General features: G+C 44.8%; 19 protein-coding genes. 18 read left to right on the top strand and 1 reads right to left on the bottom strand.

The annotated features are described in order from the left end of the window. The 9 genes from I4V84_RS00810 to I4V84_RS20230 all read left to right on the top strand — a co-directional run bounded on the left by I4V84_RS00810 (position 1) and on the right by I4V84_RS20230 (position 8,364). Entirely contained in the window at positions 1-735 is a 735-nt protein-coding gene (locus I4V84_RS00810; protein WP_173769066.1) for an OadG family transporter subunit, read from the top strand. 18 nt (positions 736-753) lie between these two features. Then, positions 754-1,122 carry a biotin/lipoyl-binding carrier protein gene (locus tag I4V84_RS00805; RefSeq protein ID WP_118578036.1) on the top strand — a complete coding sequence of 123 codons (369 nt, stop codon included), beginning with the start codon at positions 754-756 and terminating at the stop codon, positions 1,120-1,122. Between the two features lie 16 nt (positions 1,123-1,138). Beyond that, the gene (locus I4V84_RS00800) at positions 1,139-2,287 is read left to right on the top strand and encodes a sodium ion-translocating decarboxylase subunit beta (RefSeq protein ID WP_173717749.1); all 1,149 of its coding nucleotides are present in this window, start codon (positions 1,139-1,141) and stop codon (positions 2,285-2,287) included. Positions 2,288-2,374: 87 nt separating this feature from the next. Then, on the top strand, positions 2,375-3,787 hold the full coding sequence (locus tag I4V84_RS00795; RefSeq protein ID WP_173715969.1) for an oxaloacetate decarboxylase subunit alpha: 1,413 nt from the start codon (positions 2,375-2,377) through the stop codon (positions 3,785-3,787). A gap of 327 nt (positions 3,788-4,114) precedes the next feature. Then, entirely contained in the window at positions 4,115-5,392 is a 1,278-nt protein-coding gene (locus I4V84_RS00790) for an NAD(P)/FAD-dependent oxidoreductase (RefSeq protein WP_195991034.1), read from the top strand. A 60-nt stretch (positions 5,393-5,452) separates the two neighbouring features. After that, positions 5,453-6,121 carry a (d)CMP kinase gene (gene cmk / locus I4V84_RS00785; protein ID WP_118578040.1) on the top strand — a complete coding sequence of 223 codons (669 nt, stop codon included), beginning with the start codon at positions 5,453-5,455 and terminating at the stop codon, positions 6,119-6,121. Positions 6,122-6,123: 2 nt separating this feature from the next. Next, positions 6,124-6,993 carry a 4-hydroxy-3-methylbut-2-enyl diphosphate reductase gene (gene ispH / locus I4V84_RS00780; protein ID WP_173715972.1) on the top strand — a complete coding sequence of 290 codons (870 nt, stop codon included), beginning with the start codon at positions 6,124-6,126 and terminating at the stop codon, positions 6,991-6,993. Next, positions 6,974-8,053 carry a 30S ribosomal protein S1 gene (gene rpsA, locus I4V84_RS00775; protein ID WP_118578042.1) on the top strand — a complete coding sequence of 360 codons (1,080 nt, stop codon included), beginning with the start codon at positions 6,974-6,976 and terminating at the stop codon, positions 8,051-8,053. The genes ispH and rpsA overlap by 20 nt, the downstream gene beginning before the upstream one ends. A gap of 260 nt (positions 8,054-8,313) precedes the next feature. After that, complete coding sequence (locus I4V84_RS20230) at positions 8,314-8,364, top strand: hypothetical protein (protein WP_334285981.1); 51 nt, start codon at positions 8,314-8,316, stop codon at positions 8,362-8,364. A 72-nt stretch (positions 8,365-8,436) separates the two neighbouring features. On the opposite strand, the gene I4V84_RS00770 is transcribed toward I4V84_RS20230, so the two are convergent. After that, positions 8,437-9,459 (bottom strand): ribonuclease H-like domain-containing protein, encoded by a 1,023-nt coding sequence (locus I4V84_RS00770; RefSeq protein ID WP_243283989.1) that lies wholly within the window; start codon positions 9,457-9,459, stop codon positions 8,437-8,439. Between the two features lie 132 nt (positions 9,460-9,591). Between I4V84_RS00770 and I4V84_RS00765 the strand changes: the two genes are divergently transcribed. The 9 genes from I4V84_RS00765 (at position 9,592) to I4V84_RS00730 (ending at position 17,213) form a co-directional block, all read left to right on the top strand. Beyond that, complete coding sequence (locus tag I4V84_RS00765) at positions 9,592-10,482, top strand: hypothetical protein (protein ID WP_173715973.1); 891 nt, start codon at positions 9,592-9,594, stop codon at positions 10,480-10,482. Between the two features lie 100 nt (positions 10,483-10,582). Then, positions 10,583-11,908 (top strand): electron transport complex subunit RsxC, encoded by a 1,326-nt coding sequence (gene rsxC, locus I4V84_RS00760; RefSeq protein ID WP_256144057.1) that lies wholly within the window; start codon positions 10,583-10,585, stop codon positions 11,906-11,908. A gap of 17 nt (positions 11,909-11,925) precedes the next feature. Continuing rightward, the gene (locus I4V84_RS00755) at positions 11,926-12,906 is read left to right on the top strand and encodes an RnfABCDGE type electron transport complex subunit D (protein WP_118578045.1); all 981 of its coding nucleotides are present in this window, start codon (positions 11,926-11,928) and stop codon (positions 12,904-12,906) included. Further along, on the top strand, positions 12,903-13,517 hold the full coding sequence (locus tag I4V84_RS00750) for an RnfABCDGE type electron transport complex subunit G (RefSeq protein WP_118578046.1): 615 nt from the start codon (positions 12,903-12,905) through the stop codon (positions 13,515-13,517). The genes I4V84_RS00755 and I4V84_RS00750 overlap by 4 nt, the downstream gene beginning before the upstream one ends. Continuing rightward, positions 13,514-14,224, top strand: a complete 711-nt coding sequence (locus I4V84_RS00745; protein WP_195991033.1) for an electron transport complex subunit E — start codon at positions 13,514-13,516, stop codon at positions 14,222-14,224. The genes I4V84_RS00750 and I4V84_RS00745 overlap by 4 nt, the downstream gene beginning before the upstream one ends. Before the next feature lie 6 nt (positions 14,225-14,230). Next, positions 14,231-14,806, top strand: a complete 576-nt coding sequence (gene rsxA / locus I4V84_RS00740; RefSeq protein WP_021925525.1) for an electron transport complex subunit RsxA — start codon at positions 14,231-14,233, stop codon at positions 14,804-14,806. A gap of 12 nt (positions 14,807-14,818) precedes the next feature. Further along, on the top strand, positions 14,819-15,616 hold the full coding sequence (locus tag I4V84_RS00735) for an RnfABCDGE type electron transport complex subunit B (RefSeq protein WP_173772320.1): 798 nt from the start codon (positions 14,819-14,821) through the stop codon (positions 15,614-15,616). Positions 15,617-15,669: 53 nt separating this feature from the next. Continuing rightward, positions 15,670-15,906, top strand: a complete 237-nt coding sequence (locus I4V84_RS20225; RefSeq protein ID WP_306467702.1) for a DUF6783 domain-containing protein — start codon at positions 15,670-15,672, stop codon at positions 15,904-15,906. A gap of 20 nt (positions 15,907-15,926) precedes the next feature. Next, a complete protein-coding gene (locus I4V84_RS00730) occupies positions 15,927-17,213 on the top strand; it encodes a putative ABC transporter permease (protein ID WP_195699211.1) in 1,287 nt (428 codons plus the stop codon). The last annotated feature ends 96 nt before the right edge of the window (positions 17,214-17,309 follow it).

The following is a 17,309-nucleotide window of genomic DNA, read 5'->3' as shown; positions in this document are numbered from 1 at the left end:
ATGAAACAGATTTTTAAGAAAGTATCCTCCCTTTGCACAGTACTTCTCATGATGGCAGTTCTCACTCTTACCGGAGTATCCTCCGTATGGGCAGCTGATGAGGTAGATGACACGGTAAAGCAGACCCTGGTCACTACCGCTGAGGGACTTACCGATACCATCATTGCTCTCAGTGATGAAGATATTGAGAATTATACCAAGTCATCTGATGAGTTTACTGTTGGAGCAATGACTGCATGGGCAGGCTCCAAGGATGAAGTTGGGGCTTTAAAGGAGAGAACCGGAGAGACAGAGGTGAAGGCTTCTGACGACGGATATACCGTTACTGTACCGGTCTCCTTTGAGAAAGCAGATGCAAATTTCGTTTATATTTTCGATGCTTCTACAGGAACACCTACATCCCTTACTGTTGATGTACAGTACTCCATGGCTGAGACCTTAAGAAGAGCTGTTATGAATACTATCATGGGTATTGCGATCGTATTCATCGTTCTTATTTTCCTGAGCTTCCTGATCTATCTGTTCAGATTCATCCCGAATCCGGAAGCAAAGAAAAAAGCTCAGGCTGCAGCAGCCCCTGCCCCTGCACCGGTGGCAGCACCAGTGGAAGCAGCAGAAGCAGACGATACAGAACTGATCGCGGTTATCGCAGCAGCAATTGCAGCAGCTGAGGGAACCACTACAGATGGATTCGTTGTTCGTTCCATCCGCAAAATCAATCGTAAAAAGAGATAAATACAGGAGGATCCTAAAATGAAAAGTTATACAATTACCGTTAACGGAACAGCATATGAAGTAACTGTTGAAGAGACAGGAAGCGTTTCTGCACCAGCAGCTGCAGCTCCTGCAGCAGCTCCGAAGGCAGCACCTGCACCGAAGGCAGCTCCGAAGGCAGCAGCCGGAGCAGGCGCAGTTAAGGTTGCAGCTTCCGTACCTGGAAAGGTTCTGAAAATCGCAGCAAGCGTTGGACAGGCTGTAAAAGCCGGAGACAACATTGTAATCCTGGAATCCATGAAGATGGAGATCCCGGTTGTAGCTCCTCAGGACGGAACCGTTGCAAGCATTGATGTTGCAGAAGGTGCCTCTGTAGAAAATGGAGATACCCTGGCAACAATGAACTAAGTCGGGAGGTAATAGGATGTCTTACGTAGCAGACACTTTGTCCAACCTGATCCATCAGACTGCTTTTTTTAACCTGACATGGGGAAACTACCTGATGATCGTGGTTGCTTGTGTATTCTTATATCTTGCCATTGCAAAGGGATTTGAGCCTCTTCTGCTTGTTCCCATTGCATTTGGTATGCTCCTTGTTAATATTTATCCGGACATTATGGCAAATCCGGAAGACATGTCCAACGGTGTTGGTGGTCTTCTTCATTACTTCTACATCCTTGATGAGTGGAGTATTCTTCCTTCCCTTATCTTTATGGGTGTAGGTGCTATGACAGACTTTGGTCCGCTGATCGCGAACCCGAAGAGCTTCCTGATGGGTGCTGCAGCACAGCTCGGTATCTATATGGCTTACTTCCTTGCAATCTTCCTTGGATTCAACGGAAAAGCAGCAGCAGCAATCTCCATTATCGGTGGTGCAGATGGCCCGACCTCCATTTTCCTTGCAGGTAAGCTTGGTCAGACTGCTCTTATGGGACCGATCGCCGTGGCTGCATATTCTTATATGTCACTGGTTCCGATCATCCAGCCTCCGATCATGAAACTGTTTACCACTGAGAAAGAGCGTAAGATCAAGATGGAGCAGCTTCGTCCTGTATCCAAGCTTGAGAAGATCCTCTTCCCGATCGTAATCACAATCGTTGTCTGCATGATCCTTCCGACAACAGCTCCTCTGGTTGGTATGCTTATGCTTGGTAACCTGTTCAGAGAGTGCGGCGTTGTAAAACAGCTTACAGAGACAGCTTCCAATGCACTTATGTACATCGTAGTTATCCTTCTTGGTACATCTGTTGGTGCTTCCACAAGTGCAGAGGCATTCCTGAATGTGGATACTCTGAAGATCGTTGTATTAGGTCTTGTGGCATTCGCATGTGGTACTTTTGGCGGTGTTATGCTCGGAAAGCTTATGTGCAAGCTTACAGGCGGCAAGATCAATCCGCTTATCGGTTCCGCCGGTGTATCTGCGGTACCTATGGCAGCCCGTGTTTCCCAGAAGGTTGGTGCTGAGGCAGATCCTACCAACTTCCTTCTGATGCATGCAATGGGACCAAACGTTGCCGGTGTTATCGGTACAGCCGTTGCTGCCGGAGCATTTATGGCTATTTACGGAATCTAATAATGATACCAGAAATTCGGATTTTTCCCGGCTTTCTATAGTGAAACCGGGAAGTCCGGATGAACTAAATAAATAAGGAGAACAATTATGGCAGAAATTGAAAAAAAACCTGTTAAAATTGTGGAAACCATTCTGCGTGATGCACATCAGTCCCTGATTGCAACCCGTATGACAACAGAGCAGATGCTTCCAATCGTTGATAAACTTGATAAAGTAGGCTACCATGCAGTTGAGTGCTGGGGCGGTGCTACTTTCGATGCAAGCCTTCGTTTCCTTCATGAGGATCCGTGGGAAAGACTTCGTAAATTACGTGCAGGATTCAAGAACACAAAGCTGCAGATGCTTTTCCGTGGCCAGAACATTCTTGGATATCGTCCATACGCTGATGATGTAGTAGAGTATTTTGTTCAGAAATCTCTGGCAAATGGTATCGATATCATCCGTATTTTCGACTGTATGAATGACCTTCGTAACCTTCAGACTGCTGTACATGCTGCAAACAAAGAGCATGGCCATGCACAGGTTGCTCTTTCCTATACACTTGGTGATGCGTATACTCTTGAGTACTGGACAAGCATTGCAAAACGTATTGAGGAAATGGGTGCAGACTCTATCTGTATCAAAGATATGGCCGGCCTTCTTCTTCCATATAAGGCAACTGAGCTTGTTACAGCCCTGAAAGAGACTGTTAAGATCCCGATCGATCTTCATACACATTACACCTCTGGTGTAGCTTCCATGACTTACTTAAAAGCTGTTGAAGCTGGTGTTGATATCATCGATACTGCAATGTCTCCATTTGCACTGGGTACTTCCCAGCCTGCAACTGAGGTTATGGTTGAGACCTTCAAAGGCACTCCATATGATACTGGATTTGATCAGCAGCTTCTTGCTGAGATCGCAGACTACTTCCGTCCAATGCGTGACGAGGCTCTTGAGAGCGGCCTTCTGAATCCGAAGAACCTTGGCGTAAACATCAAGACTCTTCTGTATCAGGTACCAGGTGGTATGTTATCCAACCTTACTTCCCAGCTGAAAGAGCAGCATGCAGAAGACAAGTTCTATGATGTTCTTGAGGAAGTTCCGCGTGTACGTAAAGACCTTGGTGAGCCGCCGCTTGTTACTCCGTCTTCCCAGATCGTTGGTACACAGGCTGTATTTAACGTTCTCATGGGCGAGAGATACAAGATGGTTACCAAAGAGACAAAAGATGTTCTCAGCGGAAAATATGGTGCTACAGCAAAACCATTCAATCCAGAAGTTCAGAAGAAATGTATCGGTGACACACAGCCGATCACATGCCGTCCGGCAGATCTTCTTGAGAATGAGCTGGGCAAACTTGAAGGCGAGATGGCACAGTATAAAGAGCAGGATGAGGACGTTCTGTCCTATGCACTGTTCCCACAGGTTGCTACTGACTTCTTCAAGTATCGTCAGGCTCAGGAGAAAAAGGTGGATGAGACGGTTGCTGATACCAAAAACGGAGCATATCCGGTTTAATCAGTGAGGAATAATTTGTCAGTGTCTGGCCTATAGACACTTTGCTGACAAAAATAATGAAAGACACGTGCAGAGAAGCCTTTTGCACGTGTCTTTTTGAAAAATATAAGTAAAATTTGTGTAACTAGTTACTGTTCACTCCGTTCACAGTAACGCGCTTCGCGATGCACAGAAATCATGCTTTGCATGATTTCGCGCCGCAATTCTCGGGTTTTCTGTGAACTTTGTTCACAAAAAACACCTCGCGGAACGTTCCCAGTGAACAGTAACTGTAACTATTCGGTAGTTACTGAATAGTTGCAAATCTGTTTTATGAAAGGTATGTAAATGAGTAAAATACTGATCATAGGCGGCGGTGCTGCCGGAATGATGGCCGGTGTTTATCTGGCAAGGGCAGGACATGAGGTCCACATCCTGGAGAAAAACGAGAAACTTGGAAAGAAAGTGTATATTACAGGAAAAGGCAGATGCAATGTTACAAATAACTGTGACACGGAAGAACTGTTCCGGGCAGTTATGTCTAACCCGAAATTCCTGTACAGTGCTTTCTATTCTTTCACGCCCCAGGATGTAATGGAATTCTTTGAAGAAGCGGGAGTTCCACTGAAGACAGAGAGAGGCAACCGGGTTTTCCCTGTGTCTGACCATTCTTCAGATATTATCCGCGGTCTGGAACGGGAACTTAAGAAAGCTGGTGCACATATCCATCTTCGCACAGTGGTGAAAACGGTGAAGGTCAGTCCCTATGAGGAACCGGACGTGGATGAGAAAAAGGCACATCACAGCCGGGTAACAGGTGTAGAACTGGCAGATGGAAGTTTTATGGAGGGCGATCATGTTCTGGTTGCCACTGGAGGACTTTCCTATCAGTCAACAGGCTCCACAGGTGACGGCTATCGCTTTGCGGAGGAAACCGGCCATAAAGTAAAGGAGCTTTCTCCGTCACTGGTTCCTCTTAAGACAAAAGAGGATTATATCCCAAGACTTCAGGGACTTTCCTTAAAAAACACCGAACTTACGATTAAGTCAGGCAAAAAGGTGCTCTTCCGGGATTTTGGTGAGATGATGTTCACCCACTTTGGCGTGACAGGCCCCATGATTTTATCTGCAAGCGCACATATTGGCAAACAACTGCAGAAATCCGGAGAATTGAATGCTTATCTGGATCTGAAGCCTGCCCTTACCATGGAACAGCTGGATGCCAGGATTCTGCGGGAATTTGAGGCAGGACAGAATAAACAGTTTAAGAATGTGATCGGCGTACTTTTTCCATCATCCCTTACACCTGTCATGCTGGAACTGGGTGGTATTTCTCCGGAAAAAAAGATACACGATATTTCCAGGGAAGAAAGAATTCACTTTGAAGAACTGGTGAAAGCTTTCCCATTTACCATCAATGGAATGGGAGAATATAAAGAAGCAGTTATTACAAGAGGCGGTGTTTCTGTGAAGGACATTCAGCCGGGAACTATGGAATCCCGAAAGGTAAAAAATCTCTATTTTATTGGAGAAGTGCTTGACCTGGATGCGGTAACCGGTGGCTATAATCTTCAGATTGCCTGGTCAACTGCGTATCTGGCAGCCATGGCATTGAAAAATGGATGAAAATCTGTTATAAATGTAAGAAGTGAAAAAACTGCGATTTAAGAGGAGGTAACAGAGAAAATGGGATGTAACATTGCCATTGACGGGCCGGCAGGAGCAGGCAAAAGCACAATTGCAAAGAGAGTGGCAAAGGAGCTGTCTTTTATCTATGTAGATACAGGCGCTATGTACCGCGCCGTAGCACTTTATCTGCTGAGAAATGAAATTGACGGAACAGATGCGGAAGCAGTTGCAGATAACTGTCAGAGCGCTGAGGTTTCCATTCGATATGAAAATGGAGAGCAGGTTGTAATTCTTAACGGTGAGAATGTAAATCAGTATATCCGTACGGAAGAGGTTGGAAACATGGCATCCAAAACATCTGCAAACCCGGCGGTAAGGGCACATCTTCTCAATCTTCAGAGAAATCTGGCAGCAAAGAACGATGTTGTAATGGATGGCAGGGATATTGGAACTGTAATTCTTCCGGACGCACAGGTGAAGATTTATCTTACTGCCAGCGTGGAGACCAGAGCTAAGAGGCGTTATGATGAATATCTTGCCAAGGGCGAGGGTGCTGATCTTGAAGAAATCAAGAAAGACATTGAAAACCGGGATCATCAGGATATGACAAGAGAGATTTCCCCGCTCCGGCAGGCTGAAGATGCCGTGCTTGTAGATTCTTCTTTCATGAATATTGACGAAGTTGTAGCTGCAATTCTCGGAATCTACAAAGATAAGGTGGAATAACCATGGAAGTGAAGGTTGCGAAAACAGCAGGCTTTTGTTTTGGCGTACAGCGTGCTGTAGACAAGGTTTACGAGCTAATCGGCAGTTGTCCTGACAGGCTTTTTACCCTGGGTCCAATTATTCATAATGAAGAAGTAGTGAATGATCTGGAAAAGAAGGGGGTCAGAGTGGCATCTGAGGATGATCTGAGAACACTTCCTGAGGGCAGCACGGTTGTGATCCGCTCACATGGTGTGGGAAAAGAGGTTTATGACCATCTGGAAGAATACGGACTTTCCTATGTGGATGTAACCTGTCCCTTTGTTCTGAAAATTCACCGGATCGTAGAGAAAGAGAGCAGGGCAGGCGCCCATATTGTGATCATAGGAGACCCGGATCATCCGGAAGTTGTGGGAATCTGCGGCTGGTGCATGGGACCTTACACGGTAATTCGAACCGAGCAGGATGCACTGGATTTTGTGTTTCCGATTGACAAAAACATATGTATTGTGTCTCAGACAACATTTAATTATAATAAATTTAAAGATTTAGTTGAAATTCTTTCAAAAAAGAGGTATGATAATACTGTTTTAAATATTCTTAATATTTTAAACACTATTTGTAATGCTACCGAAGAACGGCAGAGAGAAGCAAAGAGCATAGCCGGAGAGGTAGACACTATGTTAGTCGTAGGAGGCCGACATAGTTCCAATACTCAAAAGCTGTTTGAAATATGTAAAAAGGAATGTGAAAATACTTACTATATACAAACACCTGTAGACTTGGATTCAGATATGTTCCAATGCAGTAGTTATGTAGGTATTACAGCAGGGGCTTCAACCCCAAAGAAAATTATTGAGGAGGTTCAAGAACATGTCAGAATTAAGTTTTGAACAGATGCTGGAAGATTCCGTAAAAACAATCAGAAATGGAGAAATCGTACAGGGAAAGGTCATCGATGTGAAAGAAGATGAAATTATCCTGAATATTGGCTATAAAGCTGATGGTATTATCACCAAGAGTGAATATAGCAATGATCCTTCCGTAGTACTCACAGACGCTGTACATGTAGGTGACTCCATGGAAGCCAAAGTGCTTAAGGTAAACGATGGCGAAGGCCAGGTTATCTTAACCTACAAGAGACTTGCTGCAGAGAAAGGCAATAAACGCCTTGAGGAAGCATTCGAGAATCAGGAAGTATTAAAAGCTCCTGTAACTCAGGTACTTGACGGTGGATTATGTGTTAACGTTGAGGAGACACGTGTATTCATTCCTGCAAGCCTTGTTTCCGACACATATGAGAAAGATCTCAGCAAATATGCTGATCAGGAGATTGAGTTCGTTATCACAGAGTTCAATCCAAGAAGACGTCGCATCATTGGTAACCGCAAACAGCTTCTTGTTGCTGAGAAAGCTAAGAAACAGCAGGAGCTTATGGAGCGTATCCATGTTGGCGATACAGTAGAGGGTGTTGTTAAGAACGTTACAGATTTTGGTGCATTCATCGATCTGGGCGGCGCTGACGGACTGCTTCACATCTCTGAGATGTCCTGGGGCAGAGTAGAGAACCCGAAGAAAGTCTTCACAGTTGGTGAGACTGTAAAGGTTATGATCAAAGATATCAAGGGCGAGAAGATTGCTCTTACAATGAAATTCCCAGAGGAGAATCCATGGCTTACAGCTGCTGAGGATTTCGCTGTTGGAAACGTAGTAACTGGTAAAGTTGCACGTATGACAGACTTCGGTGCATTTGTTGAGCTTGCACCTGGCGTAGATGCACTTCTTCATGTATCTCAGATTTCCAGAGAGCACGTTGCAAAACCATCTGATGTGCTTACCATCGGACAGGAAATCCAGGCTAAAGTTGTTGATTTCAATGGCGAAGACAAGAAGATCAGCCTTAGCATGAAAGCTCTTGAGGCTCCGGCTGAGGAAGAGTCTGTAGAGGAATAATTTAACCAAGAGGGAAGTGTTGTGCATTTCTCTTATCCCATGTAACTAACCGCCATTCACAGGATTTGTGAATGGCGGTTAGTTTTGATATCATGAATATGATGTTGATAAAAAGACATTGTCTGTTAGAGCGTGTCTGGAAAAGGCTTTCTGCAAGATGTGCGTCACAATTTGCGGGAGATTTTGTCCGGATGAAGGCGCCGTAGCGAGCTACGACAACCGAATTCGGGTGAATCTCCCGCAAGTGGGGTGCTCAGATTGTGGGAATGATTTTTCAGATACGCTCTGGGGGTGATGTCTTTTTTACGTGAGATTTTATATGCTTTGGAAGTTAGAGTATGTTTGAAAAAGGTTTTGGGAATTTTGAAATATAGGTTGAAAGTTTATTTTAATTTCCAAAATAAATATTCCAGGGTATGTATTAAATATTGCTTTTGCTTTTCTTCATTTTCCAGAAATTCCTCTGTGCATGGAAACCAGGTATAACAGGTCTCTCTTGTAGCAGATTTTTTCAGTCCTTTTTCCATAAATTTGCTAATAGATTTAGGGACTGCCATGTCCTCTCCGGGCAGATAATCATAACTTTTGTAATCACTGTAATATTGGCGGATACGGCCATTTAAAGGCTTTACAAGGAGGCTTACCAGGTTGTCTTGACCTGTAATATAGAATTCTTCTGTGCCGTTAGAAAAGGAAGCGGGCAGGCTGTAATGGGGGTTTATCTGCAAAATCAGATTGTCCCCGTCAAAATCAGTTCCGCGAACAGTAAATGCACCATCCCTGAGCGCAAGATACCCCATCATCTTAAACACATCTCCAAGTCCGAGAAGATCTTCCATATTGTGTCCCATAACCGTATCCAGGTCTGTCTGCTCCTGGTGTGCCATATATTTTTTATAGATTTTAATGCATTCCCCGCCATTACAGTAAATGCGCTTCTGTTCTCCTAGAAAGGCTTCCATCTGTTCCTGCTTTAACCCTGGGAGCTTTAAAAATCCCTTCAGAGGGCGAAGCACTTTATACAGGTCAAAAGAAGAAATCCCCTCAAAAGGATCTGGTAGCTCATAGAATTTATAACGAGCCTGAAGGTAAGGCTGATCAAAAGAATCTCCATTGTATTGGATGGTACAGCTGAAATTTTTTATAAATTCTGAAAAAAGCTCCAATAATGCTTTTTCTTCCCGGAAATCGGGTGCAAGCCACTGATATAGCTGCCAGGAACCAGATTCATAGCAAACTGCACCAATTAAATATAAAAAAGATGAATTTCGTCCCAATCCAGTGGTTTCAATATCATAAAATAATGGTGAAAAATTGACATCCTCAGCAGCATTTCCAGATAAATTTTTAACAGTCTCAAAGTCCGGAAAACCTTGTAAAATCGGCATTTTTTTAACAATCAGCATGTTTATACTCCTTTCATGGATTGTATTTAATTATACACAATTTTTTTATTTTTAGGTAGTGAATTTTTTCATAAAATGCGGTATAGTAGAATGTATAGAATAGTCAGAATATATAAAGAAAAGGAGAAACCTATGTGGGATTTAGCAATTAATGGAGTGGATTTCTATCACATTGCCAATTGGTTTTACATATACAGTTTTCTTGGCTGGCTTTGGGAAACCTGCTACGTGTCTGTGCGAAAGGGCAAATTGATAAACAGAGGATTTATAAATGGTCCCCTGTGTACCATATATGGCTGTGGAGCTCTTGCTGTATACTTGATTCTTCTTCCCATCAGTGATAATCTGCTTCTTTTATTTGTGGGTGGAGTTGTAGTCGCCACTGCACTGGAATATGTGACAGCAGTGTTGATGGAGAATATTTTCCACACATCCTGGTGGGATTACAGTGATAACAAGTTTAATTTCCAGGGACGTATCTGTCTGGGCTGTTCCCTTGGATGGGGGGTGTTTACCGTTGGGCTTTTCAGAGTGCTTCATCCGGTAGTTCAGGAATTTACAGAATTGTATACCAGAAGAACTGGAGAGGTGGCTGTCTGTGTAATTACAGTCGTTTACATTGTGGATTTTGCTTTTTCTGCAGCTGCCGCTTTCCATTTGCACGAGCGTATTCCTGCATGGGAGCAGGCACTGGATCAGATGCGTGCAGAACTGCTTGTACAGGCGCGTGAGAAGATGGAGAATCTGGAGGAGAGCAGCGGACTTTCCAGAGATAGAATCAAGAAACAGTTGGAGAATAAGCTGGGACGCCTTGATGATGTTGCACTGATCAAGGAACTGGAAGAGAAGAGAACTGCTATGATGTCAGATATCTCTGAAGAGCTTCAGAAGCGTAAAGAGGCTATGGCTGGAAAGGTCAGCCACAACATGCAGCGTTTTGTAAAGGCATATCCAAATCTGAACCGTGGATATAAGCTCCATAAGAAATATGGATTTGGCAGGAAAAATAAAGACGCTGAATAAATACTCAGACAAAAGTGATATTAATAATATAAATCAAACAGACAATAAATCAGGTTGCTGCAGACAAAAGAGTCAGTGATCAATAATATAAAGGCGGTGAATATTAGTGCGATTAACTTTTAAAGGAGGCGTACACCCCTTCGAGGGGAAAGAAATGTCAAAGGACTGCCCGGTGGAGAAATATCTCCCTAAGGCAGATCTGGCGTATCCATTGTCCCAGCACATTGGTGCTCCGGCGAAGCCTGTGGTTGCAAAGGGGGACCACGTGCTTGCAGGCCAGATGATCGCAGAAGCAGGCGGATTTGTATCTGCCCCTGTTCATGCTTCTGTATCCGGTACGGTGAAAGGCATCGAGAAACGTCTGACAGCTACCGGAAGTATGGTAGATTCCATTATAGTGGAGAATGACGGACTGTATGAAGAGGTGGAATTCCACCCGGCAGATCCGGCTTCGCTTACCCGTGAGGAGATTATCGGAAGGATTCGCGATGGCGGTGTAGTAGGTCTTGGTGGTGCAGGCTTCCCCACACATGTGAAGCTTTCCCCCAAGGAGCCTGACAAGATTGAATACATATTGGTGAACGGTGCAGAATGTGAGCCCTATCTTACAAGTGATTACAGGCGCATGATGGATCAGCCGGAGAAGGTTGTGGAAGGACTGAAAATCGTAGTCGGACTTTTTCCAAATGCAAAGGGTTGTATCTGCATTGAGGACAATAAGCCGGATTGTATTGCCAGAATGAAAGAACTGGCTGCCGGAGTCCCGAATATCGAAGTAAAAGAACTGATGACCAAATATCCCCAGGGTGGTGAGCGTACCCTGATCTATGCAGTGACAGGAAGAGAAATCAACTCATCCATGCTTCCAGCAGATGCCGGATGTATTGTAGATAATGTTGAAACAATATGCAGTATTTATGACGCAGTGGCACTTGGAAGACCGATCATGAAGCGGATTTTCACAGTAACTGGTAAGGGCATCAACCGTCCGGCACATTTTGAAGTCTGTACAGGAACGGATATGGCCGAACTGATCGACGCAGCCGGTGGCCTGAAGGAGCATGCCGGTAAGGTGATTTCCGGCGGTCCTATGATGGGATTTGCCATGTATGATCTTCATGTACCATGTGTGAAGACCTCTTCTTCCCTTCTGTGTATGCAGAGTGACCCGGTATCAGATGCGAAAGAGGAAGAGACAGCCTGCATTAACTGCGGACGCTGTGTAAGTGTCTGTCCCGGACATGTTATTCCGGCAAGACTTGCGACCTTTGCACAGCGCGGCGATATGGAGAGCTTCCAGAAGTTTGATGGAATGGAATGCTGTGAATGCGGCTGCTGCAGTTACATCTGTCCGGCCAAACGTCCGCTGACCCAGAGCATTAAGTCCATGCGTAAAATGGTTCTGGCAAGCAGGAAGAAGAAATAATAAGGGGGAAGAAACGAATGGAACAAATGTTTAATGTATCATCTAATCCCCATGTCCGGGCAAGGATGACCACTGCAAAAATCATGCAGCTGGTTGTCATAGCGCTTTTGCCTGCTGCCCTTATGGGAATTTATAATCATGGATTAAAGGCTCTTGCCGTTCTGGTGGTATCCACCGGTTCAGCAGCGCTTGCAGAGTGGTTATATGATCATTTTATGCACAAAAAGAACACTGTGAAGGATTTCAGTGCAGTGGTAACCGGACTTCTTATCGGCCTGAATATGCCGGCAGGAATTCCGCTCTGGATCCCGGTGCTCGGCAGTATTTTTGCAATTATTGTGGTAAAACAGCTTTTTGGCGGTCTTGGACAGAACTTTATGAATCCGGCCCTGGCAGCCCGCTGTTTCCTTATGATTTCCTTTGCCGGCAAGATGACAGATTTTTCTGTATCAGACAGCTTTAAAGGTGCAGTTGACGGTGTGACAGGCGCCACTCCTCTGGCCGCTCTTCGTGACCATGGCTTTGTGGCAGGCTCCTCCGTTCCGGTTAAGAATCTGATTTTTGGTAATATCCAGGGAACCATCGGAGAGACTTCTGTAATTGCCATCCTGATCGGTGCAGCAATCCTGCTTTGCTACAAAGTGATCAGCGCCAGAATTCCGCTGACCTATATCGGCAGCTTTGCAGTATTTGTGATCATCTACATGCTCGCTTCCGGCAAAGGCTTTGATGTAAATTATCTGCTCACCCATCTCTGTGGTGGTGGTCTTATGCTTGGTGCATGGTTTATGGCGACGGACTACGTTACAAGCCCCATTACACCAAAGGGGCAGTATGTATATGGCGTCTGTCTTGGTGTTCTTACCGGAATTTTCCGTATTTTCGGAGCTTCCGCAGAGGGCGTTTCCTATGCGATTATTTTCTGCAACCTGCTGGTACCTCAGATTGAGCGTTTCACCCGTCCGGTTGCTTTTGGAAAAGGAGGCGCGAAGAAATGAAAAATAAGATCGTAAAAGATACTCTTGCGCTGACCGTGATCACACTGGTTTCCGGGCTGCTTCTTGGTCTTGTAAACGATATTACAGCAGGTCCGATTGCAAGCCAGCAGGCGAAAGAGAAAGAAGAGGCATATAAGGCAGTATTTGCTGATGCAGCCAGCTTCGAGACAGTTACAAGCGGTGAGGATACGGATCTGGAAAGCTATCTGGATGAAAACGGTTTCAAAGCTCAGAATATTGATGAAGTCATGCTGGCAAAGGATGACCAGGGAAATGAACTTGGCTATGCCTTTACCGTAACAACCTCAGAAGGCTATGGCGGGGACATTCAGTTTGCCATGGGCGTTCAGGATGATGGAACTCTGAACGGAATTTCCATTTTATCCATCAGTGAGACCGCTGGTCTTGGTATGCGTGCAACTACAGATGATTTTAAAAATCAGTTCAAGGATAAGAACGTAGAGAAATTTACCTACACAAAAACTGGTGCCACCTCTGATGATGAGATCGATGCTTTAAGTGGTGCGACAATTACCACAAATGCCATGACAAATGGCGTCAATGCAGGACTTGCCGCATTCCGTTATGAGAAAGGGGGCAGCCAGAAATGAAAAAGAATACACCATCTGAACGACTGATAAATGGTATTATCAAAGAAAATCCTACTTTTGTGCTGATGCTTGGTATGTGTCCAACACTGGCCATCACCACATCTGCAATCAATGGTATCGGAATGGGACTTACCACAACGGTGATTCTGGCAGCATCCAACCTGATGATCTCCCTGCTCCGTAATTTTATTCCGGACAGTGTGCGTATGCCTGCTTACATTGTTGTTGTAGCATCCTTTGTAACAATTGTGCAGATGCTTCTCCAGGGCTTTATTCCGTTTTTGTATTCTTCCCTTGGAATTTACATTCCGCTGATCGTTGTAAACTGTATCATCCTGGGAAGAGCAGAGGCTTATGCATCCAAGAACAAACCAATTCCCTCACTTTTTGATGGTATTGGAATGGGACTTGGATTTACTTTAAGCATCACCTGCATCGGAGCAGTACGTGAGCTGATCGGTGCCGGCAGTATTTTCGGCAAACAGATCCTTCCTCTTGCAGACACTGCAGCAGGAAAAATGGGCTATGAGCCGGTAACCATCTTTATTCTTGCACCTGGCGCATTTTTTGTCCTTGCATTTTTATCTGCGCTTCAGAACAAATTCAAGATTGGTGCTGCAAAACGGGGCATCGATCCAAGCAATCCGGATTGCAAGGGTGGCTGTGCTTCCTGCGGAAATTCCATGTGTTCGGGAAAAAGGGGGTAAGAGAAGATGAAAGAATTATTACTGATCATTGTAAGCTCTGCGCTGGTAAATAACGTAGTCCTGAGCCAGTTCATGGGACTTTGCCCTTTCCTTGGAGTCTCCAAGACTACAGATACGGCAGCTGGTATGGGCGGTGCGGTTATTTTTGTAATCACCTTGTCCTCCTTTGTAACAAGTGTGATCTACAAGCTGATCCTTCAGCCGCTTGATCTGACTTACCTTCAGACTATCGTGTTCATTCTGATCATTGCAGCACTGGTGCAGTTCGTAGAAATGTTCCTGAAGAAAAGTATGCCTTCTCTTTACAAAGCACTTGGCGTGTATCTGCCTCTGATCACCACAAACTGCGCAGTTCTTGGTGTGGCTCTTACAAACGTGCAGAAGGATTACAATATTCTGGAAGGCACTGTAAACGGTTTCGCAACAGCATTTGGTTTCTCCATTTCTATTGTGCTGATGGCAGGAATCCGTGAGAAAATTGCCTACAACGATATTCCGGAAGCTTTCCAGGGATTTCCAACCGTTCTTCTGACAGCTGGACTGATGGCGATTGCGTTCTTCGGATTTTCAGGATTAATTTAAGGAGGCGTCGGGATGAATATTAGTGCGATTATAGCAGCAACAATTCTGGTTGCAGCAGTAGGCCTCTTCATCGGTGTTTTTCTTGGAGCAGCCGGAAAAAAATTTGCTGTTGAAATTGATGAGAAGGAAGTTGCCATAAGAGAAGCTCTTCCTGGAAATAACTGTGGTGGCTGCGGATATCCGGGCTGTGATGGTCTGGCAGCAGCAATTGCCAAAGGTGAAGCGCCTGTAAACCGTTGCCCGGTAGGCGGCGAGCCTGTTGGGAAAATAATTGCCGGTATTATGGGACAGGCGGCAGTTGAGACTGCCCGTCAGGTAGCTCATGTAAAATGCTCCGGAACCTGTGAAAAAGCGAAAGAAGAGTATATTTACACTGGAGTGGAAGACTGCGAGATGCTTCCTTTCGTGCCAAACGGCGGAGCAAAGACCTGTACATATGGCTGCTGTGGCTTTGGTAGCTGCGTAAAGGTCTGTCCATTTGATGCCATTCATATTGTAGATGGCATTGCAGTAGTAGATAAAGAAGCATGTAAAGCCTGTGGTAAATGTGTTGCCAAATGTCCGAGACATCTGATCGAGCTGATTCCGTACGACCAGAAAGTGGCTGTGGACTGCAGCTCCCATGATAAGGGCAAACAGGTGATGGATGCCTGTGAGATTGGATGTATCGGCTGTAAGAAGTGCGAAAAAACATGTCCAAACGGTGCAATTACCGTGGAAGATTTCTGTGCACATATTGATTATGAGAAGTGTACAGGATGCGGAGCCTGCAAGGAGGCCTGTCCGAGAGGGGTTATCCGGGAGGCATAAAATAAAAATGAAAAGCCTGTATTTTCAGACTGTTGGCATAGAATGTAAATTATATGAGAACCAGCAGCTGGAATACAGGCTTTATTCTTGGGGTCAGAGCGTGTTTGAAAAATTATTCCCACAATCTGCACGCCCCACCCCGCGGTATATTTTGCCCGAATTCAGTTGTCGTAGCCCGTTACGGCGCCTTTATTGTGACATACATCTTGCAGAAAACCTTTTTCAAACACGCTCTATTGTGCTATGATATTCTAATCGGGTTTTCCCGGAACGTTTTTATATTTCAATAAACAAAAGAGGAGACATGCATATGATCTGGAAATTACTATGGCTGTTTCTCATCTATTCCTTTGCAGGATGGGTGCTTGAGACAGTCCTTGCTTCCCTGAAACAGAAGAAATTCGCAAACAGAGGTATTATTAATGGACCATTCTGTCTGATCTATGGATTCGGCGGATTCTTCATTACTGCATTTACAAGAGAACTGACGGGCATCTGGCTGTTTCTTGGCTGTGCCATTGTAGCTTCCCTGCTTGAATGGATCGCTGGTCATTTAATTGAGATGTGGTATCACGAAAGATGGTGGGATTACCGCAAGATCAAGTGGAATCTGGACGGCTATGTCAGTGTGCCGACCTCCTGTGTCTGGGGTATTCTTGGTGTATTTGTGATCAAAATCGGAAATGGGCTTTGCATGTCCTTGTATGGCATGCTCCCAGGTCTTATAAGCAGAATTATCATACTGGTTTTGCTGGGGTTTCTGGCAGTGGATGCAATTGCCACACTGACCATCCTTTTTGGGCACAGCAAGAATCCTGAAAGATGGATTGCTGCTGACCGGGATATTGACTCTGTAACAAAGAAGCTTGGGGCAAAAATTGATGATGTTGTAAATCGTCGAATTACCAAAGCCTATCCTCAGAAGCAGCACACGGAGAGCGAAGAGGCACATCCGGAGATTTTTGCCTACGGCTGCAGCTTTTATAAAATCGTACTGCTGTTTTTTATCGGCGCATTTCTTGGAGATATTACAGAGACTATTTTCTGCAGGATCACAGCCGGATATTGGATGAGCCGCAGCAGTGTGGTATGGGGAGATTTCAGTATTGTGTGGGGACTTGCCATTGCAGCGGTTACAGCCCTTCTCTATAAATACAGAAACCGCTCCCAGCAGTTCCTTTTCTGGATGGGTACATTTCTTGGTGGTGCCTATGAATATATCTGCAGTGTTTTCACAGAAATCGTGTTTGGAACCGTATTCTGGGATTACAGCGATATCCCGTTTAACCTTGGTGGAAGAATCAATCTTCTGTACTGTTTTTTCTGGGGATTTGCTGCAGTGGCATGGTTTAAAATATTCTATCCGCCTGTTTCCAGGCTGATCGAGAAGATTCCGGTGAAAATTGGAAAAATCATTACCTGGCTCCTTATTATATTTATGCTTGCTGACGGAATTGTATCCAGCGCTGCACTTGCGCGTTATAATGCCAGAAGCAATGGCATAGAAGCGGAAAACAGCTTTGAAAGCTGGGTGGACAAACATTTTGACGATGAGCGGATGGCGCAGGTATATCCCAAGGCAAAGAAGGTTGGTTAAGGACTTGTTTTAACCGAATAATTGCTTGATATAAATTTTAGAAGTTATAATAATGCTGTCAGTGTGAAAGGATTTTTTACACCGACAGCTTATTTT

The sequence above is a fragment of the Ruminococcus sp. 1001713B170207_170306_F1 genome (assembly GCF_015668065.1).
GTDB lineage: Bacteria > Bacillota > Clostridia > Lachnospirales > Lachnospiraceae > Blautia_A > Blautia_A faecis.
Note: the sequence above shows the minus strand (reverse complement) of the source record. Positions and strands in the feature narration are given on the sequence as shown.

Bases quoted from the DNA above. Each gene is read 5' to 3' on its own strand.
- I4V84_RS00810 (WP_173769066.1), top strand. From the start codon at position 1: ATGAAACAGATTTTTAAGAAAGTATCCTCCCTTTGCACAGTACTTCTC.
- I4V84_RS00805 (WP_118578036.1), top strand. From the start codon at position 754: ATGAAAAGTTATACAATTACCGTTAACGGAACAGCATATGAAGTAACT.
- I4V84_RS00800 (WP_173717749.1), top strand. From the start codon at position 1,139: ATGTCTTACGTAGCAGACACTTTGTCCAACCTGATCCATCAGACTGCT.
- I4V84_RS00795 (WP_173715969.1), top strand. From the start codon at position 2,375: ATGGCAGAAATTGAAAAAAAACCTGTTAAAATTGTGGAAACCATTCTG.
- I4V84_RS00790 (WP_195991034.1), top strand. From the start codon at position 4,115: ATGAGTAAAATACTGATCATAGGCGGCGGTGCTGCCGGAATGATGGCC.
- cmk (WP_118578040.1), top strand. From the start codon at position 5,453: ATGGGATGTAACATTGCCATTGACGGGCCGGCAGGAGCAGGCAAAAGC.
- ispH (WP_173715972.1), top strand. From the start codon at position 6,124: ATGGAAGTGAAGGTTGCGAAAACAGCAGGCTTTTGTTTTGGCGTACAG.
- rpsA (WP_118578042.1), top strand. From the start codon at position 6,974: ATGTCAGAATTAAGTTTTGAACAGATGCTGGAAGATTCCGTAAAAACA.
- I4V84_RS00770 (WP_243283989.1), bottom strand. From the start codon at position 9,459: ATGCTGATTGTTAAAAAAATGCCGATTTTACAAGGTTTTCCGGACTTT.
- I4V84_RS00765 (WP_173715973.1), top strand. From the start codon at position 9,592: ATGTGGGATTTAGCAATTAATGGAGTGGATTTCTATCACATTGCCAAT.
- I4V84_RS00755 (WP_118578045.1), top strand. From the start codon at position 11,926: ATGGAACAAATGTTTAATGTATCATCTAATCCCCATGTCCGGGCAAGG.
- I4V84_RS00750 (WP_118578046.1), top strand. From the start codon at position 12,903: ATGAAAAATAAGATCGTAAAAGATACTCTTGCGCTGACCGTGATCACA.
- I4V84_RS00745 (WP_195991033.1), top strand. From the start codon at position 13,514: ATGAAAAAGAATACACCATCTGAACGACTGATAAATGGTATTATCAAA.
- rsxA (WP_021925525.1), top strand. From the start codon at position 14,231: ATGAAAGAATTATTACTGATCATTGTAAGCTCTGCGCTGGTAAATAAC.
- I4V84_RS00735 (WP_173772320.1), top strand. From the start codon at position 14,819: ATGAATATTAGTGCGATTATAGCAGCAACAATTCTGGTTGCAGCAGTA.
- I4V84_RS20225 (WP_306467702.1), top strand. From the start codon at position 15,670: ATGAGAACCAGCAGCTGGAATACAGGCTTTATTCTTGGGGTCAGAGCG.
- I4V84_RS00730 (WP_195699211.1), top strand. From the start codon at position 15,927: ATGATCTGGAAATTACTATGGCTGTTTCTCATCTATTCCTTTGCAGGA.